Here is a 24,703-nt window from a genome sequence, read left to right as displayed (position 1 = left end):
CTTTTTTTAACCTATCTATGAACATTCTTGAAACCCGCCACATTGTCAAACAATACGCACAACACCGGGCTTTAGACGACGTCAGCATCGACATTCCGCGCGGGCAGATTTTCGGTTTGCTGGGCCCCAACGGAGCCGGTAAAACCTCGCTCATCCGGATCATCAACCAGATCACCGGCCCCGACGAAGGGGAAGTCTTTTTCGATGGAAAACCGCTCAGCCCCGAACACATCAGCCGAATCGGGTATCTGCCCGAAGAACGCGGTCTGTACAAGAAAATGAAGGTGGGCGAACAACTGCTGTACCTGGCCCAACTCAAGGGCCTAAGCGAACGGCAGGCAATGGAAAAACTGAAAGCCTGGTTCATCAAATTCGACATCAAGACGTGGTGGGCCAAAAACGTGGAGGACCTCTCGAAAGGGATGCAGCAGAAAATTCAGTTTGTGGCCACGGTGCTGCACGAACCGGATCTGATTATTCTCGACGAACCCTTTTCGGGCTTCGACCCGATCAATGCCAACCTCATCAAAGATGAAATTCTGGAACTGCGCGAAAAAGGCAGTACCATCATTTTTTCGACCCACCGCATGGAATCCGTCGAGGAACTCTGCGACCACATTGCGCTGATTCACCGCTCGAAAAAAGTCCTCGACGGCCCGAAGAAAGCCATCAAGGAGCAGTTCAAAACCCACACCTACCACGTTGAATACCAAGGCCTTTTGAATGACCTCAACCCGGCCTATACCGTTTTGGATAAAAAAACGCTGGAAGACGGCTACCTGCGCGCCAACATCCGGATTCCGCGCGACGCGGCCGTCAACGAACTGGTTCGCGACCTCATCGACCACGTGAACGTACGCGCCTTTGGCGAAAACATTCCCTCAATGAACGACATCTTCATCAAAGCCGTCGGCGAAGTTCCCACAACTTAATTTTGAATGAGTGAATGATAGAATGAGTGAATAAATAAGCTCCGCAGGAACCAACGGGCAGCAAACTATTCACTTATTCTATCATTCGCTCATTCTATCATTCACTCATTGACTATCATGAAAATAATTTTCCTTATTCTGAAGCGCGAATACCTGGTCCGGGTCAAGAAAAAGTCATTTCTGATTATGACCCTGGTGACGCCCCTGCTGGTTTCCTGCATCTGGCTCATCCCGATCTTTTTCGCCATGCGCGACATCGACCAGAAAAAAATCGAGGTGATCGACGAAACCGGCAAGTTTGAAAACACGTTCAAAAACACCAAAGAACTGGTTTTCAAACCCGTTAAAACGCCGGTTGAACAAGCCAAGAAAGACTTCGGTAAAAGTGGCTACGACGCCCTGGTACACATCCCGGCGTCCATTCTGGACAACCCGAAAAGTCTGAAAATTTACGCTGAAAAAAATGTGAGCCTCGAGGTAAAAAGGGGTATTGAAAAAGCCATTGAACAGGAGATCGAAAACATCCGGTTGCTTGATGCCGGCATCGATCGCAAAGTACTCGAAAGCACGAAAGTGGATGTATCGTCGGACACCTACAGCCTGAGCGACGAAGGCGAAAAAGACAGCAGTTCGGGTGCCGCCACGGGCATTGGCTACCTTTGCGCGTTCGTCATTTACATCGCCATTTTCATTTATGGGGTACAGGTGATGCGGGGGGTTATGGAAGAAAAGACCAACCGCATCGTGGAAGTGATCATTTCGTCGGTCAAACCGTTCCAGTTGATGGCGGGAAAGATTACCGGTGTTGCGCTGGTGGGTCTGACGCAGTTCCTGCTCTGGATTCTGCTTACCTTCGGAATTTCGTCCGTCATGTCGAGTTTTCTGGGCGAAAGCGTAGGCCCCCAGAAACGGGTCGAGATGATGGCACAACAGCCGGGCGTGTCGCAGGCACCCACCGTCGAAAAACCAAAAACGGAACAGAAAAGCAGCCCCATGACTTCGGTGCTGAAAGCCGTCAGTACCCTGAATATTCCACTGATTATTGGCTGTTTTCTGCTGTATTTCATCGGCGGTTACCTGATTTACAGCGCATTGTTTGCCGCCGTGGGTTCGGCGGTCGATAGCGATACCGACGTTCAGCAATTCATGTTTCCCATCACGATTCCGCTGGTTTTGTCGTTCATCATGGCGCAGTTTGTGATCCGTGAACCGGATGGCGCGGTGGCTTTCTGGATGTCGATGATTCCGTTTACGTCGCCCATCATCATGATGGTTCGCATTCCGTTCGGTGTTCCGGCCTGGGAAATTGTTCTGTCACTGATCTTACTGATGGGCGGTTTTGTAGGAACCGCCTGGCTGGCCGCCCGAATCTACCGCGTCGGTATTCTGATGTACGGCAAAAAACCTTCTTACAAGGAGCTTGTGAAGTGGGTGTTTTACAAAGCCTAGATGCTTTGTTTTGAATTATAAATGAAAAATGATGAATGTAAAATGTAAAAGTGGCTGGTCTCTCAACTTTTATATTTTACATTCATCATTTTTCATTTATAATTACCTTTCTCACGTATTCAACCATCCCTTAAACGAGTCTGCCCGTTCCCGGCTTACCGAGACTTCTTCTTCCGAGGGCCGGTGTTTCAGCCAGATCCGCAGCCGACCGTTGAAATACGGTTCGATGCGCTCGATGGCCGACAGATGCGTGATGTACTTGCGGTTGATCCGGAAGAAATGCCGGGGGTCCAGCTTGGCCTCCAGTTCGTCAAGCGTTTCGTCGACGATGTATTTGCGGTTTTGATTCGTGATCAGAAACACGACTTTGTCGTCGGCGTAGAGGTACAGAATATCGGCGGTTTCGACCACGTCGAAGCGTCCGCCCTGTTTGATCAGAAACCGGCTTTTGTAGGTAACCGGCTTGATGCCAAACTCTTCCAGCATTTTCGCGAGGTTTTCCGACGCCCCCGGCTGGCTGTCGGCCGATTGCCGCTGGTGCCGGAATTTCTGGATGGCTTTGGCCAGTTCTTCCTGTTCAATGGGTTTCAGCAAATAATCGACGCTGTTGACTTTGAAGGCCCGCAACGCATACTCGTCGTAGGCAGTTGTAAAAATAACCGGCGTTTTCACCTCCACCTGCTGAAAAATCTCGAAACTCAGCCCGTCGGCCAGTTGAATATCCATCAGCAGCAAATCCGGCGCATGATTGGTCTGCCACCAGCGAACGAACGCCCGTACGGTGTCGATCTTTCCCACGATTTCGGCATCGGGGGCTACTTCCCGAATCAACCCTTCCATTCGTTTGACGGCCAGCGGCTCGTCTTCCACAATTAGTATTTTCATTCCGGTAAGCAATTTCCAACCTTGCGATTTAATTCGGGTACTCCATTATAACAATGGTAATTTAACAATAAACTCCTGCTCGGTTTGCTGAATCACCACCGGCCGATCGGCGGCTAGCTGGGCGTAGCGGTTTTGCAGATTTTTTAGGCCAATACCGGTTGAATCGGTTCGCAGACGGCTTTTTAGTTGAAAGACGTTGGCAACAACGAGGCAATCTTTCTCGGTAAAAATCCGGATGCATAGCGGTTTTTCCAGCGAACACTCGTTGTGTTTTACCACGTTTTCCAACAACGTCAACAGCCCCTGTGTAACGATCTGCCTGCTCCGGTCGGCTTCCGACAAATCCACCGAATAGCGAAAACTCTCGCCAAACCGCATCTGGTTGATAAACAGATAGGATTCGGCAATTTTGAGTTCGGTGGCCAGTTCGATGGTGTTCTGCTCGGAATGCTGCAAACTGTAGCGGAACACCTTCGAAAGCCGCTCGACAAACTGCACCGATTTGCCGGTATCTTCAGGAATCAGCGCACTCAGAATGTTGAGCGAATTGAACAGAAAATGCGGGTTCACCTGGTTTTTCAGGGATTCGAACTCCGCTTTCAAAACCGCCTGTTTCAAGCCTTCTTCCATCAGCAAAAGGGCTTTCCAGCGTTGAACGAACGACTTTAGCGAATACACCGCCGTGATTCCCGCCGTGATGATGGCAAACAGGCCACAGATCGAGCAGTAATCCACCAGCCTGAAGTCGATACGCCAGAAAAAACTGATGCCCCAGGTCGCCATGAAACCCGTCAGAGCGGCCAGAATACCGCTTGAGGTGACGGTCAGCGAAACCAGTTTCTGGGGCGACAACTGCTCGGCGGAACGATTGAGCAGGTACGGAATAAACCACGATAAAGCCATGTAAATGAACAAACCGCTGCCGATAATGATAGTGATGATGGTAAGTTTGATTTCAATCGGAATCGCTTCTTCCGTGACCAGCAGCGTATAAATCAGCAGGACCAGTAAACTCAATAAGATGCAAAGCCTGATTTTGTTTCTCATGGTGATACTTCAACTTACCCGACAGATTTATACTTTTTTGATGTAACTGGCCCCGGCGCTTTCAAAATCCACACTGGGTTCGCCCTGGTATTCCACTTTGCTGGCGCCGGTCGCTTCGGCTTTCAACACCCGCGTGGCGAAAATCTGGGCCGTACAAGCCCCCGTAACCTCCACCGTGGCGTCTTCGACCGGGTACTTCAAGGCATGAAGTGCCGATGCGCCGGTGATGTCGGCCGTCAAATTATGGCCCCGGCCCACCAGCGTCAGGCGGGATGCGCCGGTGATGTCGATGTTCAACGTTTGCACCTCCCCTTCCAGCGACACGTTCGATGCCCCGGTGATGTCGATGTCCAGCCCGTGTAATTCCTTGAAGCCCGTCAGTTGAACTGTACAAGCTCCCGACACGTCCAGTTTGTTCAGGGTAGGCGTCGTGATGGTCAGCAGCAGATCGTACTGGCGGTGCCAGAAGAAAAAACTGGAGCCGATTTTAAGCCATTTCCCGCGCAGCCGGACTTTTACGTTGGCAATGGCCCGGCGCGATCCGCGGGCCGTCAGCGAGTACGTGGGTCCGTCGGTGACCAGCACGTTCATCATGCCCCAGATTTCCAGTTTTTCGAAGGCCGTGATGGGCAAATCCTCGGTCACTTCCTCGTAGGATTCTTTATCGGTTTGCCACCAGATCGTCGTTACCAGCGCGAGCAGACCCACCGATAATAAAGTGAGCTGTAAATAATTTTTTACGGGCTCCACGGGCAGCGCATCCGCCAGCAACAGAAAGGTAGGTAAGTCACTCATTTCCAATGACGCTTTTTTTTAAGACAAAGATGGACGGGCCGGTGTGGCCCCACAACCGCCCGCCGACGAACCAACCAAAAATCTGGATGAGCCGTCGAACCTACCGAAAGATAGCCTTTTTCTGTACTTTTGAACATGAGTTATTACACAGGGTTGATCAGAGGAAATCAGGGCTAATCAGAGAAATTCTTTTATAAAAAACTCTGATTAGCCCTGATTTCCTCTGATCAACCCTGTGTAATAACCTCTTAAAAACTATAATTCAACGAGTTATGCCAAGCTGGTATCAGGGAAAAATTCGCTATCAACTCCAGGACCCGACCGGGAAAACCAAAACCATTAACGAAGCGTACCTCATCGACGCCGTTTCGTATACCGATGCCGAAGCCCGGCTGTATAAGGAAGCAGCCGCCAACACGCCCGACTTTTCGGTCACCGCCATCACACGCATGCGCCTGGCCGACTTGTTTCACTTTGAGGAAAGCGGTGAAACCTGGTACAAATGCAAGGTGGTGTACATTACGGAAGACGACAAAGGCCGGGAGAAACGCATTGTGAATCAGATGCTTGTCAACGCTGAAAACGTCAAACAGGCCTACGAACGAATTGAGATCAGCCTGCATTCGATGCTCATTCCGTTCGAGACCACCGACGTCAACACCACCAAGATTCTGGACATTTATCCCTACATTGAAGAAGAACGCATCCCCTCCAACCTGCGTCCGCTGAGCGAAGTGGTGGGACAAGAGGATTAAATTGGTTTACGGTTTTCAGTTTACGGTTTACGGTGGCTGACGCATTGATAAGCACGCGTCAGCCACCGTAAACTGAAAACCGTAAACCGTAAACTTACTTCCCTGCCAGTGTCTGCAACGGCACCAGTCGTTTGCTACCTTTGGAATCGATGATTTCCAGGGATTTTATAGCCTTGCCGATGGTCAGTTCCCGCGCCGACTGGGACAGGAAAGACTGGCCGTAATAAAACTCTACTTTCTGTTTTTTTCCGTCGGCATACACCAGGTTAGCACTCACGTCCATGGGTCTCAGCCGAACGGTATGCGTGGGTTGTTCGGCGTGGAAAACTTTCAGCGGACCCCGGTTTTGCGTTGCTACGATCAGCGATTTTTCCGCTTCGCCGTTGCGACCGGCACCCGATAAACGAACCAGCCCTTTGGCATTTCCGGGAACGTAAAAACCGCTGGTTCCGGGGTTCAGGGCCGTAAAACCGCCTTTTCCGTCGCCTTTCAGCAGCAGACCATTCAACGCATCGAGACGCCCGACGAGCAATTCGTTGCTGAAATCATTGCCCACCAGCAACACGTCCGGAAAACCGTCCTGATCGAAGTCATCGGCGATCATCCCGAACAGCGGGGCCGTTTGCGCCTGAATCGGTAATGGGTGTAATTCGAACGTTCCGTCGCCTTTGTTCTCCACGTAGGCCGACTTCATGTAGTTGGCTTCCAGCACAATCGCGTCTTTCAGTTCTTCCTCCTTGAAGACTTTGTCGATGGAGGCCACGGCAAAATCCTTGTGCAGCGGAAACCGCGCCCGCATCGAAATAATTTGCTTGATTAAATCCTCCCGGCTGTTGAACGGAAACTCCCGGCGTTCGCCGTTTTCATCGGTAAAGAATACCGTCGGAATGGCGTCGTAAAAACCGTTGTTGTCAAAATCCTTGGCATATACCCGCCACGGTTCTTCCGGGCTGGCCTGCGCCAGCGTGTTCAATCCCAAATTGCCGGCGATGTAGTCCATGTCGCCGTCCCGGTCGAAATCAGCCGCCACGAGGGAATTCCACCAGCCTTTCCATTGAGCGATGGCGTGGTTGAGCGGTTGCGTGCCTGACGTGGCGCTCAGTTTTTTTCCCTGCGCGTTTTTCAGGAAAGTCAGCGGCATCCACTCGCCCGCCAGCAGCAGGTCGGGCCAGCCGTCGTTGTCGGTGTCGGTCCATAAGGCATCGCACACCAGACCGATGTTCTGTAGTTCCGGGGCCACGTTTTTTGTCACGTCCGTAAACTTTGGCAAACCGGGTTTGGAGTCGTTTCGAAGAATGAAACTGGAAACCGGTCGGGGGTATTGATTGGGTACAACACGGCCCCCAACGAACAAATCCAGATCGCCATCGCGGTCAAAATCAGCCGCTTTGACGCACGATTTGCTGATCCGGTTTTGCGGCAATGCCTGCGGTGTCAGCGTAAAACGTCCTTTTCCATCGTTCACATAAAACCGGTCCTGATACGAAGCCGTGTTGGCATCCTCCTCAAAGCCTCCGCTGGCCACATACAGGTCCAGATCGCCATCACCGTCGGCATCGAAAAGCAGCGTTCCCATGTCCTCTTCCGGTTTTCCGGTCCCCGGCGTTCCGGGCAACAAATCCTGCGGAACCAGTTTTCCGGCAGCGGTTTGCAGCAGAAACGATCCTTTCTGGGTCCGCGAACCACCGATGAACAGGTCGTCCAGCCCATCGCCGTTGACATCCCCCACCGAAAGGGCCGGGCCGTATTGGGACAGTTTATGCGGTAACAATTTTTGCTGATTATAGTCGATGTATTCCGGTTCCTGATGCACAAACTGGATTTTCAGCGAATCGGTAACATCCCGAAACAGCCTTCCGGCGGGAGCCGTAGGTGGCAGTATGGCGGTTTCCGTCGCATTTTTCACATCCACCGTCAGCACCTGATTGGCGTTTACATTCCGCAGCGTCTGGGTTTTTCCAGGATTTCCGTTTTGTGCAGGCCAGGTGATGCGCACCTCGTCGATGGTTTTGGCGGCTCCCAGTCCGAAATGGGCCGCGTTTTCCACTGTCGACAGATAACCCCGGTAAATCGTATGCTCGTAAATCTGTTGCTGGCCTTTTCCGTAGCGCAACTCCACAAAAGCACCCAGACCCATGCGGTTTTGCTCACTGCCTTTGAACTTGACCCGGAGGTAATTAGCCTGCTCCGGTTTTTGCTCCACCAGGTTGTTGCGGTAGACAAAAGCCGGATCGTCGATGTTGTTGATCACCATGTCCAGATCGCCGTCATTGTCCAGATCGCCGTAAGCGGCTCCGCCCGAAAAAGCCGGCGTGTTCAGTCCCCAGTTGCCCGAGACGTCCGCAAAAGTCAGGTCGGCCCCGTTGTTTTTGAAGGCATAGTTATTGATTTTGATCACCGGAATCTGTCCCAGCATGAAATCGCGGGTAGCCACCGAGGAATTATCGGCATAATACTGCATGAAATCCCGGTCGGTCACGTCCTTGGGAAAGCCGTTGGTCACCACGATGTCGCGGTAGCCGTCGTGATCGAAGTCGACTACCAGCGGTGTCCAGCTCCAGTCGGTGGCGGCAATGCCAGACAGCAGGCTGATTTCACTGAAAACCGGCTCCCGCGTGCCGGGTCGAAATCCCTGGTTGAGTTGCAGGGTGTTCCGCATATACTGGTAGGAGAACTTGAATTCCTCGTTGTTCAGATAAGTCTGGTAGTTGTTCGGCGGAATGAACATCTTCTTCCGAAAGTTGTCATTCGGCAGCATGTCCAGCGCGACTATATCCATCAGCCCGTCGTTGTTCAGGTCGGTCACATCGTTGCCCATCGCCGTCTGGCTGGTGTGTTTGAAAAACCGCCCGGCCTGATCCGTAAACGCCGGTTTGCCAAAACCGCCCTGCTGGTTGTTGATAAAGAAATGGTCTTCCGACAGAAAGTCGTTGGTGATGTAAATATCTTTCCAGCCGTCGCGGTTGATGTCGCAGATGTTCAGCCCCAACCCGTAGCCTTCCAGTTGAATACCAGCTTCTTTGGAGACGTCCGTAAAAACCGGATGCCCCAGTTTGGCGTCGAAATCGTTGCGATAGAGCCGGTCGGTTGTGGGCGACGAGCCATCCACCAGCTTCTGGTGATAGGCATTCGGAAACCGTTCTGCCATGTTGGTCAGCACAAACAGATCCAGGTCGCCATCGTTGTCATAATCGAAAAAGGCCGCATTAGTCGTATAGCTGTCGTCATTGATTCCGTATTCCCGGGCCATTTCCTTAAAAACCGGTATGCCATCTTTCCCACCGATTCCCTGATTCACATACAGCAGGTTCTCCCGGTCGCGGGGGGATTTTCGGATGGTTGCGGTCACGTAAATATCCATCCAGCCGTCGTTGTTGATATCGACCAGCGCGACGCCTGAGCACCACTTACCGTTTCCACCGACCCCGGCCGACCCGGTGACATCCGTAAATTTGAAGTTTCCCTGATTCAGATAAAGTTTATTGGAGACCAGATTTCCGGTAAAGAAGACGTCCTGTAACCCATCGTTGTTGAAATCGCCGATGGCGGCTCCCCCACCGTTATAAAAATAATCGACATTCAGAATACTCAGGGTGTCACTTTCGGTCATCTGGTTCGAAAACGTTATGCCGGTTTCGTCAGCGGGCAGCAAACTGAAGAGCGATTGATTGGAAAACTGACAGGAGCTGATCGACCCACCCAAAAAAAGTAGTACTAAACAACGAAATGATTGTCGGAACATGACTAAAGAATAATAAACCAAATTACTAAAGTACAAAAAAGTTACAAATCCTTACCAAATCCATTATCCTGGCTCAACCTTTATTTCCGGCTGGATTTACGCTGATGAAAACGTTCCCATTACCGGACAAAGTACGTAAAAATCACCCATAGAAAACCGCTATCGGGCTAGTAATCAAATCGTATCAAAAAAAAATCACCCAAGTAGCGTGAGGATTATTTCAAGGTTAAATTATTAACAATCAATAGACTACAACAAAACATTACCAACTTATCATTAGAGGTAGCAACGGGAATATTTATAATATTTTTTATAAAATTTTGAAGTATGTTTAAAGTACTCTTAATTTAGTACGAAAATAAAACCAATTATTACAAAACCTATCATGAAAGCACAATTCTACAGATTGCTCCAATCTGCGATTTTGGGTGCATTTCTGCTTTTTGTGAGCAGCAGTGTCATGGCCCAGGATCGCCGGGTTAGCGGAAAAGTAACAGGGAAAGACGGACCGGTTCCGGGCGCGAACATCGTTCTCAAAGGCACCACGACCGGGACCTCCTCGGATGCCGAGGGCAATTACACCCTGAACATTCGGGGTGCCAGTCCGGTGCTGGTCATTTCGGCCATCGGTTTCAAATCCCAGGAAGTAGCGGTTGGCAATCGTTCGACCGTCGATGTTTCGGTGGAAGATGACGTTACGGCCTTGACGGAAGTCGTTGTTACCGGGTATACGACCGACAGCAAGCGCGACAATGCCGGGGCTATTTCAACCGTAAAATCCCGCGACTTAAAGGTGACGCCTTCGGCCAACGTCGAAACCCAGTTGCAGGGTCGCGTTGCCGGGGTTACGGTCATTGCCAGTGGTCAGCCAGGTGCCAACAACACGGTTCGGGTGCGGGGCTTCGGGGCCTTTGGCGGGAACCAGCCCCTGTATGTTGTGGATGGGGTGCCCATCGGGACCACCAACTTCCTGAACCCGGATGACATTGAAACCACCACGGTTCTGAAAGATGCCGCAGCCGCTTCGATTTATGGTGCACGGGCCGCCAACGGGGTTATCGTTTATACGACGAAAAAAGGAAACCGCCGGGCGCAGAAACTGACCGTTACATACGATGGTCTGTACGGTTTTACCGATCCCGGTAAATCGCAGGCCATTCTGAATCCGCAGGAGCAAGCCAACTGGACCTGGAATGCGGTTCGCAACCGCCAGGCTTCTCTGGGGCTTCCCGATGATTTTACGGGGATTGCCAACGGTCAATACGGCACCGGATCGACGCCGGTTTTGCCGGATTATCTGATGGTAGGAACCCGGTATGGGGTGATCGGGTCGGTTGATCTGGCGGCTGAGCGCCCCAAATACAACATCAATACCGACGCCGGAGCCGTTTACCAGGTTGTTCGGGCCAACAAAGCCGGTACGGACTGGTATGATGCCATTACGCGGACGGCGCCCATTCTGCGCCAGACGCTGGGCTTTTCGGGCGGCACCGAAAGCAGCCGGTATTTCTTCAGCCTGGGCCAGCAAAACCAGAACGGTATTCTGAACCACAACAACTTTGCGCGGTATGACCTGCGGGCCAACACCGAATTTGACATCGTCAAAAACCTGCGGTTTGGTGAAAATATCCAGTTGACCTACGCCAACACCTCCGGTCAGGTGGGTGGCAATGCCGGACAAAACCTGTCGCAGGAAGAAAGCGAAATTCTGAGCGCGTTCCGGATGGCTCCCATCATCCCGATTTACGACGAGTTTGGCGGCTGGGCCGGTACCTCGGCCAAAGGGTTCAACAACCCGGCGAACCCGGTAGCGAGCCGCGATGGTGCCAAGGACAACAATAACTTTGGTGTTGGTTTGTTCGGAAATGTGTATCTGGAATACGATCCGATTCCGGCCCTGACCCTGCGCAGCAGCGTCGGTGGTCAGTTCTTCAATTTCTACAACAAAACGACTTCGCAGAATACCTACTGGAACGCCGAAGGAAACGGTCGCGGCCTGTCCATCAGCGAAGGCGGTGGGTACTTCCTGGCCTGGACGTTTACGAATACCGCACAGTATAAACAAAAATTTGGTCTCCACAGCGTCGATGTTCTGGCCGGTATAGAAGCCCTGAACGACGGACGCGGACGGAACATCAGCGGAACCGGTTCCAACCCGTTCAGTACCGATGTCAACTATGTAACGCTGAGTACGACCTCTTCAGTGGGTCGGGTAGTGAACAGCAACATCCAGAACGGGGTCAATTTTTATTCCGTATTCGGACGGCTGAACTATATCTACAACGACAAGTATATCCTGACGGGGGTGATCCGTCGCGACGGTTCGTCGCGGTTTGGAGCGGCCAATCGGTTCGGGGTTTTCCCGGCCTTCTCGGCAGCCTGGCGGATTTCCGGTGAAAACTTCATGAAAGATGCGACGTTCATTACCGACCTGAAAATTCGGGGGGGCTGGGGTCAGATGGGGAACTCCAACAACGTAGACCCCAACAACCAGTATAGCCTGTTTGCCACCAACGTGGCCAACTCCTACGACATTGGCGCCACCAACAGCACGCTGAACCCCGGTTTCTTCCGGAGCCGGATCGGTAACCCGAATGCCAAATGGGAAACCAGTACGACCACCAACCTGGGGATCGACGCGACGTTCCTGAATGGTAAACTGGATATCGTTTTCGACATCTGGCGGAAAGACACCAAAGACCTGCTCTATCAAGTGCCGATTGCGGGCGTTGTCGGGGTTCGGGCTACGGCTCCTTCGGTCAACATCGCCGGGATGCGGAACGAAGGGATCGACCTGTTGATCGGCACCCGCGGAAAACTGAGCAGCGATGTTTCGTATGAAATCAACCTGACGGGTAGCGTTCTCAAAAACCGGATTCAACAACTGGCTCCGGGCGTTCCGTACTTCGACGTTTCGCCGGCTTCCAACCGCCTGGGCTTGCCCGCTACCCGGAACCAGCCTGGTCAGTCCATTGCTTCCTTCTACGGTTTCCAGGTGGTAGGCCTGTTCCAGAACCAGGAAGAAGTTAGAGCCGCTCCTACCCAAACGGGTGCCGGTGTAGGTCGTTTCCGTTTCGCCGACATCAACGGGGATGGCAAGATCGACAACACCGACCGGACGTTCATTGGCAGCCCGGTTCCGAAATTTACGGGCGGGATCAACTTCCAGATCAACTACAAAGGATTCGATGCCGCAACGTATTTGTACACGTCGCTGGGCAACAAAATCTTCAACCTGTCGAAATGGTATACCGATTTCTATCCATCGTTCCCCGGAGCGGCTGTTAGCGAGCGGGTAAAAAATTCGTGGTCAACGACGAATACGGGCACGAGCCAGCCAATTTTCGAAGATGTTTCCAACTTCAGCACCAACACCCAGCCTAACTCCTTCTACGTGGAAGACGGTTCGTACCTGCGGATGCAGAACATCACCCTCGGGTATACGCTGCCTTCGGCCCTGTTGAGCAAACTCAAATTAGGCCGCGTACGGATTTCCGCATCAGCCAACAACATCTTCACCATCACGAAGTATGAGGGTCTGGACCCGGGTGTCGGTGGAGCGGCTGACCAGAACTTCGGGATCGACGTCGGAAACTATCCGCTGACCCGAAGCTACAATGCCGGCCTGAGCGTTACCTTCTAATTTGAACCAACCGATTAAGAAATTTAGACAATGAAAGATATAGTCACAAAAGGAACCCTGCTGGCGCTCGCTTTAACGTTTAGCACGCTGGCCTGTAAGGATAGCTTTTTAGTGGTGCAGCCAACCGGTACACTGACCAGTGCGCAGTTGAGCACAAAAAATGGTCTGGAAGGTTTGCTGATCAGTGCCTACACCGAGCTGAATGGCCGGGGTTTCAGCCAAACCGCCAGCTCGACCAACTGGATGTATGGAAGTATCATGGGTGGAGAAGCCAACAAAGGCTCCAACGCCGGTGACTTCAACGCCATCACGCCGTTTCAGCGCTTTGAAATGCTGGCGGCCAGTGGCGAACTCAATGCCCGCTGGAACCTGATGTACGAAGGCATTAGCCGGGCTAACTCGGTTCTGCGGCAATTGAAAACGGCGGATGCAACGGTGAGTGCGGCAGATCAGGCCCGCATCGGTGCCGAAGCCAAGTTTCTGCGGGCGCACTATTATTTCGAGCTGAAACGGACGTTCAACATGGTGCCATACGTCGACGAAAGTGTCGATTATGCCGCCGGAATCACCGAAATTGCGAACAGCACGGACATCTGGCCAAAAATCGAAGCCGACTTCAAAGCCGCTTATGATGTATTGCCGGAAGTACAGAGCGCGGCCGGGCGCGCCAACAAATGGGCTGCCGCCACCTATCTGGCCAAAACCTATTTGTACCAGAAGAAGTATACCGAAGCAAAAACCCTCTTCGATCTGGTGATCGCGAGTGGCAAAACGTCTTCGGGCAACAAATACAGCCTCTATCCGCAGTATGGCCTGGTGTTTAGCGCCGACAATGAGAAAAACGACGAGATCGTTTTCGCTACCCAAAACGTAGCCAACGCTGGTAGCTCCGATGCCGCTTCGGGTGACCTGAACCTGAACTGGCCGTACAACACCGGCCCGGCGGGTCCGGTAGGTTGCTGCGGTTTCTTTCAGCCCAGCTTCGAGTTAGGGAATTCGTTCCGTACGGATGCTACCGGACTGCCTCTGCTGGACGGTTCGTATAATACCGGCACAAACCAGCTTAAAACAGATCAGGGACTTGCTTCGTCGGCAGCCTTTACGCCCGATGCGGGCAATGTGGACCCCCGTCTCGACCACTCCATTGGTCGTCGTGGCATCCCGTATCTGGACTGGCAGGATTTTCCGGGCCAGGACTGGATTCGCGACCAGGCTTTCGGCGGTCCTTATGCTCCAAAAAAATACATCTACACCAAGGCCCAGGAAGCCCGCATTGCTGACGTTTCGAACTGGACCAAAGGCTGGACCGGTATTAACGTGATCCTGATCCGCTATGCCGATGTGTTGTTGATGGCGGCAGAATGTGAAGTTGAAGTAGGAAGCCTGGAGCGCGCCCGCGCGCTGGTCAACCAGATCCGGACCCGGGCGGCAAACCCGGCGGGTTACGTGATGAAAGGAACGGCACCGGCGGCCAAGTATGTCATTAGCAACTACACGGCCCCCTGGACCGACAAAGCGGCCGCCCGTACCGCCGTTCAGTTCGAACGCAAGCTGGAACTTTCGGGTGAAGGTCACCGCTTCTTTGACCTGGTGCGCTGGGGAACTGCGGGTACGGTGCTGAATGCTTATCTGACCTACGAAGGTGCCAAACTAACCAACGGTTTGGGTGGTGCCAAGTTTACGCCCAACAAAAACGAATACATGCCGCTGCCCCAAACGCAAATCGACTTGCAGGGAACGGCCATATTGAAACAAAACCCCGGTTATTAATTTCCGGCCGGAACCAATACCATTTATTTCCTTTTATGATGAGGTGGGGCCAACGGTCCCACCTCATCTGTTTGGTAGGGTCGAAGCCAAATGACAAAATCCTGCACCCTATTCCCAAAATGATGTACTTGCTTTTATAGTTGGCATCCTCTACTTTTGAGCCGTCATGAAACGCACGATCTTCCAACTGTTCAACCTCCTGATGACCTGCATCGTACTGCTCAGCAGTACCGGTTTTGGTCTGATTGAACACACGTGCCGGATGCGCGGGAAGAAAGTGTCGTTAGCGATGACCCAGTCGGCCAGCGCGAACAGAAGCTGCCCGGTTCATCGCCAGAAAGCGGTTTCTCCGTCTGATCAGTCGTACCAGACTCCGATTCTTCAACGAACGGATTGCTGCCAGGAAGAGCAGCGGTATGAGAACGTCGATTTTTCGTCGTCCATCACGCAACTCGTCGCCAAGTTCGTCAAGTCGATGGCCGACACGGTACTGGCCGGGGTGACGGCGCTCGTGACCTGGCTGTTCACCAGTCTGGCCGTAGCCGATACGGCATCGACGCTGGCGGTTTTTGATTCTCCTCCTCTCCAGTACGGGCGCGGTCTGCTCTCGTTTGTTCAGAGTTTTTTGCTATAGGAAGTCGTCTTGTGCTACAATGAAGTCCATGCTGAGAAAGCATCGGTTCTTTTTTACTTCAACCACATTACGACTCTTTATGCGTCCACATTCCACCTATAAAACAGGATTGGCTACCCTTTGGCTGGCTCTCCTCAGCGTTATTCACGCTCCCGCGCAAACCCTGACCGGTACGGTTTCGGAGCGCGTCAACACCAGAACCGTGCCGCTGGTCGGCGTCACCATTTACTGGGCGGGCTCCTCGGTTTCGACCACCTCTACCGACAGCGGTTTTTTCACCATCCCGAAAACCGATTCACTCAACCGGCTCGTTTTCAGCTATGTGGGTTTTAAAACCGACACGATTACGGTTTCAGATCAAACCAGCCTGACCGTCATTCTCACCAGCCAGAACACCCTCCAGGAAGTGACGGTTCAGGGGGCGTCGTCGCAAACGGATCGGTTTTCGCCCATCCAAAACGAAATTCTGACCACGCGAACGCTGGCCAAAGCCGCCTGCTGCAACCTGTCCGAATCGTTTGAAACCAACGCGTCGGTCAATGTGTCCTACAGCGATGCCGTCACCGGAGCCAAGCAGATTCAGATGCTGGGGCTTAGCGGGAATTACGTACAAACCAACGTTGAAAACATTCCGACGATCCGCGGGCTGGCGTCTACTTTCGGCCTGAATTATGTACCCGGCACCTGGATTTCGTCCATCGACATTGGCAAAGGAGCCGGTTCGGTCGTCAACGGCTATGAGGGCATGTCGGGGGCCATGAACGTCGAATTGCAGAAACCGGATGCCCGGGAACGGATTTTTGCCAACGCCTACGTCAACAGTTTCGGGCGGGTCGAAGGCAACCTGAACCTGTCGAAACCGCTGTCGGACAAATGGAGTGTCGGTTTTCTGGGCCACGCCAGCACGCTGCAAAACCGCATCGATCAGAACGGCGATAATTTTCTGGATTTGCCACTATATACTCAATACAACGGGATTGTTCGCGCCAAATACGGAACGGAGCGGTTTATGACCCAGTTCGGAATCAAGTCACTCTATGAAGACCGCACCGGCGGACAGGTGGCGGCAACCCGCAGTGGCAGCCCGACCTACCAGTTTACGAACACCACGAAACGGGTCGAGGTGTTTTCCAAAACCGCCCGGCTTTATCCCGAAAAACCGTACCGGGGGCTGGGGCTGATCCTGAACGCCGTCAACCACGAACAGAACTCCTTTTTCGGCTTTATTCCCTACAATGGGCAGCAGAAAACGCTCTACGGCAACCTGATTTACCAATCGATTATCGACAACACCAACCATTCGTTCAAGGCCGGTGTGAGTTATCTGCTCGATGATTACCGCGAAAAATACCGCGACACGCTCCTGACCCGCACCGAATCCGTTCCGGGTGTTTTTGGAGAATACACCTACAAGTACCTGGATAAACTCACGCTGGTGGCCGGTGCGCGGCTGGATTTCCACAACCGGTTCGGCACGCAGTTTACGCCCCGTTTTCACGCCAAATACGACCTGACCGACAACCTGATTCTGCGGGCCTCGGCGGGGCGGGGTTTCCGGACGCCCAATGCGCTGGCCGAAAATTACGGCTATCTGGTGAGTTCCAGAACCGTGTATTTCGATGCCAAACTCCAGCCGGAAATCTCCTGGAACTACGGAACCAGCCTGACGCAGGAGTTCAATCTGTTCGGCAAAAAGGCGTCGCTGGTGCTGGATTACTACCGCACAAACTTTCAGAATCAGTTGATCGCCGATCTGGAACACCCGCGCGAACTCCATTTTTATTACCTGTCGAGTCGGTCGACACCCGGTTTGAAAGCACGTTCGTTTTCCAACAGTTTTCAGGCCGAACTGAACTACCAGCCCATCCGGCGCATGGAGGTCAAACTGGCCTACCGGCTTTTCGATGTTCGCCAGACGATGGGCATGGCCTTCGGGGAAAGTCTCCTGTTGCCGCGCATGATGGTGAGCCGCGACCGGGTTCTGTTCAATGCGGGGTACGCGCTGCCGTTCGACAAATGGAAGTTCGATTTTACGGTGCAATGGAACGGCCCGAAACGGATTCCGTACCTGCGCGAAGGCTACGAACACACGAGTTACCAGAACATGCCCCGCGAAAATGCTCCCGGTTTTTACAACATTAACGCGCAGGTAACCAAGTCGTTCCGAACGTGGGATGTCTATCTGGGGGGCGAAAACCTCGGCAATTTCCGGCAAGCCAATCCGATTGTGGGTGCCAGCGACCCTTATGGCCGGGATTTCGATGCGGCCGCGCGGGTGTGGGGGCCTATCACGGGGCGGATGATTTACGGCGGTTTTCGGTATAAACTTAAAATCTAACCCATGATCCTCTACATCAAACACATGGTTTGCGGACGATGCAAGCGCGTCGTTCGGGATATTCTGGAAGAACTTGGCATCGAGGTGTTGCGGGTGGAGCTGGGCGAGGTAGAAACCAGCGAACTGCCGGCTGCCGTTTCGATGGAGCAAATCCGGCAGGTGCTGGCCGACAATGATTTCGAGCTGCTGGAAGACCGGAAATCCGTGGTGGTCGAACAAATCAAAGCACTCATTGTCAACGAGGTACACCACGATCAGCGCGAACGGCCGGAGCACCAGAACCTGTCGGATTTCCTGACCCGGAAAATCGGGTACGAGTATTCTTACCTCAGTCATTTATTCTCGGCGATGGAAGGAATGACCATCGAAAAGTACGTCATCGCTCAGAAAATCGAAAAAGTGAAGGAATATTTGCGCTACGGCGAGTTAACCCTGAGTGAGATTGCCTGGCGGCTGGGCTACAGCAGCACCCAGCACCTGTCGAACCAGTTTAAACAGGTGGTGGGCCTGACCCCGGGTGATTTTAAAAAAACCGGCCTGGCTTACCGAACCGAAATCGACAAAGTGGGGCCGCCAAAATGATGCACAAACGCGCAATAGTTCTGTAAATACGGGGCCGGAAAGAGACGCTACCTTTGCACTACCCACCGTAACGTAAGATCAAGCTTATTTAAATCAATCACTAAACCAGCTAATTACGTTATGGAAACGATGCAACAACACGAACGGCATGTTCAGATTTGTTTTGATTGTGCTGCTGCCTGCGAACACTGCGCCACTGCCTGTTTGCGGGAAGACCATGTTCAAATGATGCGCGACTGCATCCGGCTTTGCCGCGATTGCGCCGATATTTGTAAAATGTGTGCGAGTCTTACCGCCCGCGATTCCGAATTCATGAATCAATTTATGGTATTATGCGCCGAGGTATGCGACGCCTGTGCCAGCGAATGCAGCAAACACGATCATGACCATTGCCGGGCCTGCGCCGAAGCCTGCCGCCGTTGTGCCGACGATTGTCGGCGGATGTCGGCGAGCGCGTAAACCCACTTTACCAGACAAGTTTATTCTTATGATTTCAATACAAAAATGGTTTCTCGCTGTTCTTTTCATCTGTACTTCGGGAATCGCCTGGGCCGATGGGTTTCCGGTTGACACCAGCCGGAAACCCAGAATGCCCCCGGCCAAAAAAATGATGAAGCAGGACAGCCTGGATCACGCTGCGATGGGCCATGCCATGCACAACATGATGCAGATGCAGCAGGGCATGGCCATGATGTCGCACCTGTATTCGCGGAACCTGCCCATGAACCGGAATGCCTCCGGAACAGCCTGGCATCCCGACCAGACGCCGATGTACATGTATATGTTTCATCCGTCGCAGTCAACGGGAAACCAGTGGATGACCATGCTGCACTACAGCGTTTTTCTGCGACATACGAACCAGAATTTCAACAATCCGGGCAAAAGGGGCCGCGCAACGCAGTTCGATGCGCCCAATTACATCATGGGAATGGCACAGCGGCAGATCGGACAACGGGGCTTGCTGGCGTTCAAGGCCATGATTTCGCTCGATCCGCTGACGGTGGGCAAAAATGGCTATCCACTTCTGTTTCAGTCTGGTGAGACTTACAAAGGCCAGCGGCTGATCGACCGCCAGCACCAGCACGATCTGTTTTCAGAACTTTCGGTCGGTTATTCCTACGCGCTGTCGCCCCATGCGGATGTGTTTGGCTACGTCGGGTATCCGGGCGAACCGGCGCTGGGACCACCGGCGTTTATGCACCGGCTGTCGTCGTTCAACAACCCGGATTCGCCTTTGGGTCACCACTGGACCGATGCTACCCACATTACTTTTGGGGTGGCCACCGCCGGTTTTCGGTATAAAATTGCTAAATTGGAAGTGTCGAATTTTACGGGTCGCGAACCGAACGAAAACCGGTATGGCTTCGACCGCCCGCGTTTCGACAGTTATTCCTACCGGCTTTCAATAAACCCGTCTCCGACGCTGGCGTTGCAGTTTTCGCAGGGGTTTATCAAGAGTCCGGAAGCCCTGGAAGCCGATCATAACGTTACCCGAACAACGGCATCACTTTTGCACAGCAAACCGTTGGGGCAGCCTGGTCGCTACGTTTCGTCGGCGCTGGTTTGGGGGTTGAACTCGCACGATGGTGTCAACGAAAATGCGTATCTGGCCGAAACTAGCCTGCAACTGGGCAAAACCGCCTTGTTCGGTCGGTATGAGAACATCACAAAGTCCGTTGACGAACTGGGGCTGAGGGATTATTTTTTCACGGCCCCGAGCGATGCCACGAAGCTGGTGAACATCAATAGTTTAACACTCGGCCTGAATTACCGTCTGTTGCAGTTGGCCCAAACCGATCTGGTCGTCGGTGCCCAGTTGACGGGTTCGTTCCCGGACCGGGACCTGGAACCGATTTATGGCAAAAATCCGTTATCAGGGCAGCTTTATTTACGAATTACCCCATCGCTGATGCCCATGATGATGCCGGGCAAATCCATGCCGGGCAAATCCATGAACCACCACTAACTTGTTTGACTTTTAAAAAACGTAAATTCTCTTCACCATGAAAAAGCACCTGATAGGACTCCTGACCATTTTGTTTCTGGCCATCGGCATCACCGCCCAGGCTGTTGACGATAAGGAAAAAGAGGTCAAAATCAAGACCTCGGCCATTTGCGAAATGTGTAAGGAACGCATTGAACGCAACCTGGCTTTTGAAAAAGGCATCAAGGAGTCTAACCTGGATCTGAAGGATAAAGTCGTTACGGTGAAATACAATCCGAAGAAAACCGACATCAACAAGATCAAAGCCAACATCTCGAAATCGGGTTACGACGCGGATGAGGTGACCGCGGATGAAAAAGGCTACGCCAAATTGCCCTCCTGCTGCAAAAAAGGCGGCATGAAGCACAATTAAGAGTTAAGAGTTGGCTAGCACACGCAACCGCCGGGCGGCCCCGTCATAACTCTTAACTAAAAAAGCTATGCTTTTTAACAATTCCCTGGCCTTTGCCCGGCAACTCGATCAGGCCGACCCGCTCCACTCCTGTCGCGACCGATTTTATATTCCCGAACGCAACGGAAAACCGCTGATCTATTTCTGCGGTAATTCGCTGGGCCTGCAACCCAAAACCGCCCGGCAGGCACTGGATCAGGAGTTAGCGATCTGGCAACAGCACGGCGTCGAAGGCTGGTTTGAAGGCGAAAATCCCTGGCTGACGATCCATCAGCGTTGCAAGGAACCGCTCGCGCAAATCGTTGGCGCCAATCCGTCGGAAGTGTGCCCGATGAACAACCTGACGGTCAACCTGCACCTGCTGCTGACGTCTTTTTACCAGCCCACCGGAAACCGCACAAAAATTCTGACCATCGGCGGGGACTTCCCCTCGGATCAATACGCACTCGAAACGCACATTCGGACGCGGGGTCTGAATCCGGCAGACACTTTGGTTGAAGTCTTTCCCCGCACCAATGAACATACCTGGCAAACGGCGGACATTCTGGATGCCGTCGAACAGCACCGGGATTCGCTGGCACTCGTGCTGATGAGCGGGTTGCATTATTACACCGGGCAGGTGTTCGACATGGCGGCTATTGCGCAAAAAGCCCGTCAAATTGGCGTACCCATCGGATTCGATCTGGCCCATGCGGTTGGGAACATTCCCCTCAGGCTGCACGACTGGGGCGTTGATTTTGCGGTCTGGTGTTCGTATAAATACCTCAATTCCGGACCGGGCGGGGTTTCCGGTATTTTTGTTCATGAAAAGCACCACGCGGCTGCCTTGCCCCGGCTGGCCGGCTGGTGGGGATACGACGAAGCCCGGCGGTTTGAGATGACCAAAGGATTTGTACCGATGCCGGGGGCCGACGGCTGGCAGCTCAGCACCCCGACGGTTCTGGCGATGGCGGTTCACCACGCGGCTTTGCAGATCACGGCCGAAGCGGGCCTGGAAGCGTTGCGCCGAAAAAGCGAATTGCTGACCGGTTTTCTGGAATTTCTGCTCAGTGAAACGGCGGGATTGCAAATCATTACCCCCGCCAACGTGGCCGAACGCGGTTGCCAATTGTCGTTATTGATTGATCACGACGGAAAATCCGTCTTCAACCGACTCACCGAGCAGGGCATCATCGGCGATTGGCGCGAACCGGACTGCATTCGGCTGGCACCCACACCCTTATACAACACATTTGAAGAGGTCTGGCGCGTTGGTCAGGCATTTGCGTCCTCCTAAGGTTTTTGTATTTTGTGGCTGATTCCTCCCCGTCACAACCTGCCATGTCCCAGTTCATTGCCCATCCTTTGCCGTGGAACCCGGCGCAAAAGCTGACCTTCCGGTTTTTCTTTGCCTATTTTCTGCTCTATGTCTTTCCGTTCCCGCTCTCCAATGTGCCCGGTTCCTACTTCCTGACCAGTTCCTACAACGACCTCTGGCATGCGCTGGTGCCGTGGGTTGGCCGGACGCTTCTACATCTCCCCTACGAAATCACGGTTTTCCCGAACGGAAGCGGGGACACGACGTTCAACTACGTTCAGCTTTTGTGTTTTGTTGTGCTGGCGTTTGCGGCCACCCTGGTGTGGTCGGTGCTCGACCGAAACCGGGCCAACTACAACGCGTTGCTGTACGGGCTGTTGGTGTTGCTGCGGTATTACCTGGCCATTACGATGTTTACGTACGGTTTTGCCAAAGTCTTCAAGACCCAATTCCCGTTTCCGGGCATCACGCGGCTGATGGAACCCTACGGCCAATCGTCGCCCATGGGACTGGCCTGGACGTTCATGGGGTATTCTACGGCCTACAACTGGTTTACCGGTCTGGGCGAAATCATCGGGGGCGCGCTGCTTTTGTTCCGAAAAACGACGGCTTTGGGCGCCATTATCCTGGTGGCGGTTATCGGTAATATCGTCGCTATCAACTTCTGCTTTGATGTCCCGGTGAAGCTGTATTCGTCGAATCTGCTCTTGATGGCGGTGTTTATCCTGACCACTGACGGCTGGCGACTGATGAATGTTCTTTTGTTAAACCGCCCGGCAGCCGCTCTCGATCTGACGCCTTTTCGAACATCCCGCCGGTGGCGGACAGGTCGAATCATATTTAAGACGCTGGCGATCAGCTTTGTGCTGTATGGGCAGACGTATGGCGGTTTTATCACCGCAAAACAATACGGTGACCACGCACCCAAACACCCGCTTTACGGTCTGTATCAGGTCGAAACCTTCGCACTAAATGGCGACACCCTGGCACCCATGCTGACGGACACGACGCGCTGGCGGCAGGTAATGGTTGGCGGGTATAAAAGCTATCCGACTCTGACGGTTCGGTATAAGAATGATTCACTGCGAAACTATGCCTTTGAGCAGGATACGGCCAAATTACAAGCCGTCTTCTATGCCCGTTCCGACACGGCTCACAAATACCGGCTAACCTACCAGCAACCGGACACAAACTCCCTCATTCTGGAAGGATCCAACCAAATCAATTCCATCTATGTCCGGCTGAAAAAACAGGACATCCGGCAGTTTCTGTTGGTAAACCGGGGTTTTCACTGGATCAACGAATACCCCATGAACCGGTAGGTTTGCCGGTTCTGGGACTACAATATGGATCATCCCTCCGGGATTTTGTGGGGTGCGGTGCCTTCTTTCGGCGGGTTGAAACCCACCGCTACAATATGATTCATCCCTCCGGGATTTAGTGGATTTGGTAATCCCGGAGGGATGATCATATTGTAGCCCCCGGTACAACCGGGGGTATAAATGAGCGATGTAGCTATTCAGTCCCGGAGGGATGGCTCATATTGTAGCGATGGGTTTCAACCTGCTCAGGAATGAGCGGCTACGATTTCCTTCAAAAAGGCCAGAAACGGGGCGGAGAATTCCTTGCGTTTCAGCGCAAATTCAACGGTGGTTTTCAGGAAATCCAGTTTGTTGCCAATGTCATGGCGTTTGCCTTCGATGCGGTGCGAATAGATGTTTTCGCGTTTGAGCAATAACAACATGGCATCCGTCAACTGGATTTCGTTGTTTTTTCCTTTGGCGGTCTGCTCGATGGCGGCAAAAATATCGGGCGTCAGGATGTACCGGCCCGCGATGGCCAGATTCGACGGAGCCGCTTTGATCGACGGTTTTTCGATCAGCGTATTCAGCTCCATGATGCTGTCGCTCAGGGCCGTACCGCCCACAATTCCGTAACGGTTGACCTTGTCGGCCGGTACTTCTTCCACGGCGATGACGGTTCCGCGGTACTGGTCATACGTATCGATCAATTGCTGGGTCACCGGAATCACCGAATCCATGATCGTATCACCCAGCAATACCGCAAACGGCTCATTGCCAACATGATGCCGGGCGTAATAAATGGCATCGCCCAAGCCGTTCAGTTCTTTTTGCCGGACAAAATGAATATCCGCCATGTCCGACAACCGACGCATTTCCAGCAGCAACGCTTCATCTTCTTTCTCTTCCAGCCGGGTTTCCAGCTCGTAATTCCGGTCGAAATGGTCTTCGATGGAGCGTTTGCCTTTTCCGGTAATGATCAGAATATCTTCAATGCCCGAATCGACGGCTTCCTGCACAACATACTGAATCGTGGGCGTGTCGATAATCGGCAACATTTCTTTCGGTTGTGCTTTGGTGGCCGGCAAAAATCGGGTTCCCAATCCGGCAGCAGGAATTACGGCTTTCTTTATCATA

Annotated in this window: 18 protein-coding genes; 13 read left to right on the top strand and 5 right to left on the bottom strand. The window is 52.8% G+C overall.

Annotated elements, in window-relative coordinates:
• Positions 1-17 precede the first annotated feature (17 nt).
• Both ACO064_RS25495 and ACO064_RS25490 read left to right on the top strand, forming a co-directional pair.
• The gene (locus ACO064_RS25495) at positions 18-932 is read left to right on the top strand and encodes an ABC transporter ATP-binding protein (RefSeq protein ID WP_421830014.1); all 915 of its coding nucleotides are present in this window, start codon (positions 18-20) and stop codon (positions 930-932) included.
• A gap of 117 nt (positions 933-1,049) precedes the next feature.
• On the top strand, positions 1,050-2,381 hold the full coding sequence (locus tag ACO064_RS25490) for an ABC transporter permease (RefSeq protein WP_421830013.1): 1,332 nt from the start codon (positions 1,050-1,052) through the stop codon (positions 2,379-2,381).
• Between the two features lie 111 nt (positions 2,382-2,492).
• On the opposite strand, the gene ACO064_RS25485 is transcribed toward ACO064_RS25490, so the two are convergent.
• Genes ACO064_RS25485 through ACO064_RS25475 form a run of 3 tightly spaced genes read right to left on the bottom strand, consistent with a single transcriptional unit; the run spans position 2,493 to position 5,108 of the window.
• Positions 2,493-3,266, bottom strand: a complete 774-nt coding sequence (locus tag ACO064_RS25485; RefSeq protein WP_421830012.1) for a LytR/AlgR family response regulator transcription factor — start codon at positions 3,264-3,266, stop codon at positions 2,493-2,495.
• Positions 3,267-3,311: 45 nt separating this feature from the next.
• Entirely contained in the window at positions 3,312-4,313 is a 1,002-nt protein-coding gene (locus ACO064_RS25480) for a sensor histidine kinase (RefSeq protein ID WP_421830011.1), read from the bottom strand.
• Between the two features lie 27 nt (positions 4,314-4,340).
• Entirely contained in the window at positions 4,341-5,108 is a 768-nt protein-coding gene (locus ACO064_RS25475; protein ID WP_421830010.1) for a GIN domain-containing protein, read from the bottom strand.
• A gap of 272 nt (positions 5,109-5,380) precedes the next feature.
• Between ACO064_RS25475 and ACO064_RS25470 the strand changes: the two genes are divergently transcribed.
• Positions 5,381-5,863 (top strand): DUF4494 domain-containing protein, encoded by a 483-nt coding sequence (locus tag ACO064_RS25470; RefSeq protein WP_421830009.1) that lies wholly within the window; start codon positions 5,381-5,383, stop codon positions 5,861-5,863.
• Between the two features lie 94 nt (positions 5,864-5,957).
• Here the strand turns inward: ACO064_RS25470 and ACO064_RS25465 are convergent, their stop codons facing one another.
• The gene (locus ACO064_RS25465; protein ID WP_421830008.1) at positions 5,958-9,566 is read right to left on the bottom strand and encodes an FG-GAP-like repeat-containing protein; all 3,609 of its coding nucleotides are present in this window, start codon (positions 9,564-9,566) and stop codon (positions 5,958-5,960) included.
• A gap of 424 nt (positions 9,567-9,990) precedes the next feature.
• On the opposite strand from ACO064_RS25465, the gene ACO064_RS25460 reads away from it, so the two are divergent.
• The 10 genes from ACO064_RS25460 to ACO064_RS25415 all read left to right on the top strand — a co-directional run bounded on the left by ACO064_RS25460 (position 9,991) and on the right by ACO064_RS25415 (position 23,587).
• Positions 9,991-13,248 carry a SusC/RagA family TonB-linked outer membrane protein gene (locus ACO064_RS25460; protein ID WP_421830007.1) on the top strand — a complete coding sequence of 1,086 codons (3,258 nt, stop codon included), beginning with the start codon at positions 9,991-9,993 and terminating at the stop codon, positions 13,246-13,248.
• Between the two features lie 30 nt (positions 13,249-13,278).
• The gene (locus ACO064_RS25455; protein WP_421830006.1) at positions 13,279-15,018 is read left to right on the top strand and encodes a RagB/SusD family nutrient uptake outer membrane protein; all 1,740 of its coding nucleotides are present in this window, start codon (positions 13,279-13,281) and stop codon (positions 15,016-15,018) included.
• 166 nt (positions 15,019-15,184) lie between these two features.
• Positions 15,185-15,652 (top strand): hypothetical protein, encoded by a 468-nt coding sequence (locus ACO064_RS25450; RefSeq protein ID WP_421830005.1) that lies wholly within the window; start codon positions 15,185-15,187, stop codon positions 15,650-15,652.
• Positions 15,653-15,731: 79 nt separating this feature from the next.
• Positions 15,732-17,990: a TonB-dependent receptor gene (locus ACO064_RS25445; RefSeq protein ID WP_421830004.1), complete on the top strand. Its 2,259-nt coding sequence runs from the start codon at positions 15,732-15,734 to the stop codon at positions 17,988-17,990.
• Between the two features lie 3 nt (positions 17,991-17,993).
• Positions 17,994-18,572 carry a helix-turn-helix domain-containing protein gene (locus ACO064_RS25440; protein ID WP_421830003.1) on the top strand — a complete coding sequence of 193 codons (579 nt, stop codon included), beginning with the start codon at positions 17,994-17,996 and terminating at the stop codon, positions 18,570-18,572.
• 120 nt (positions 18,573-18,692) lie between these two features.
• Complete coding sequence (locus tag ACO064_RS25435) at positions 18,693-19,031, top strand: four-helix bundle copper-binding protein (RefSeq protein WP_421830002.1); 339 nt, start codon at positions 18,693-18,695, stop codon at positions 19,029-19,031.
• A gap of 28 nt (positions 19,032-19,059) precedes the next feature.
• Positions 19,060-20,538, top strand: a complete 1,479-nt coding sequence (locus ACO064_RS25430) for a hypothetical protein (protein ID WP_421830001.1) — start codon at positions 19,060-19,062, stop codon at positions 20,536-20,538.
• A 37-nt stretch (positions 20,539-20,575) separates the two neighbouring features.
• Complete coding sequence (locus ACO064_RS25425) at positions 20,576-20,929, top strand: heavy-metal-associated domain-containing protein (RefSeq protein ID WP_138993821.1); 354 nt, start codon at positions 20,576-20,578, stop codon at positions 20,927-20,929.
• Positions 20,930-20,996: 67 nt separating this feature from the next.
• Positions 20,997-22,244 (top strand): kynureninase, encoded by a 1,248-nt coding sequence (gene kynU / locus ACO064_RS25420; protein WP_421830000.1) that lies wholly within the window; start codon positions 20,997-20,999, stop codon positions 22,242-22,244.
• 44 nt (positions 22,245-22,288) lie between these two features.
• Positions 22,289-23,587 carry a DoxX family membrane protein gene (locus tag ACO064_RS25415; protein WP_421829999.1) on the top strand — a complete coding sequence of 433 codons (1,299 nt, stop codon included), beginning with the start codon at positions 22,289-22,291 and terminating at the stop codon, positions 23,585-23,587.
• 245 nt (positions 23,588-23,832) lie between these two features.
• On the opposite strand, the gene galU is transcribed toward ACO064_RS25415, so the two are convergent.
• Positions 23,833-24,702 (bottom strand): UTP--glucose-1-phosphate uridylyltransferase GalU, encoded by an 870-nt coding sequence (galU, locus tag ACO064_RS25410; protein WP_114405935.1) that lies wholly within the window; start codon positions 24,700-24,702, stop codon positions 23,833-23,835.
• Position 24,703 lies beyond the last annotated feature (1 nt).

It is taken from the genome of Larkinella sp. (genome assembly GCF_965227735.1).
Lineage (GTDB): Bacteria > Bacteroidota > Bacteroidia > Cytophagales > Spirosomataceae > Larkinella.
This window is presented reverse-complemented; position numbering and strand designations above follow the sequence as displayed.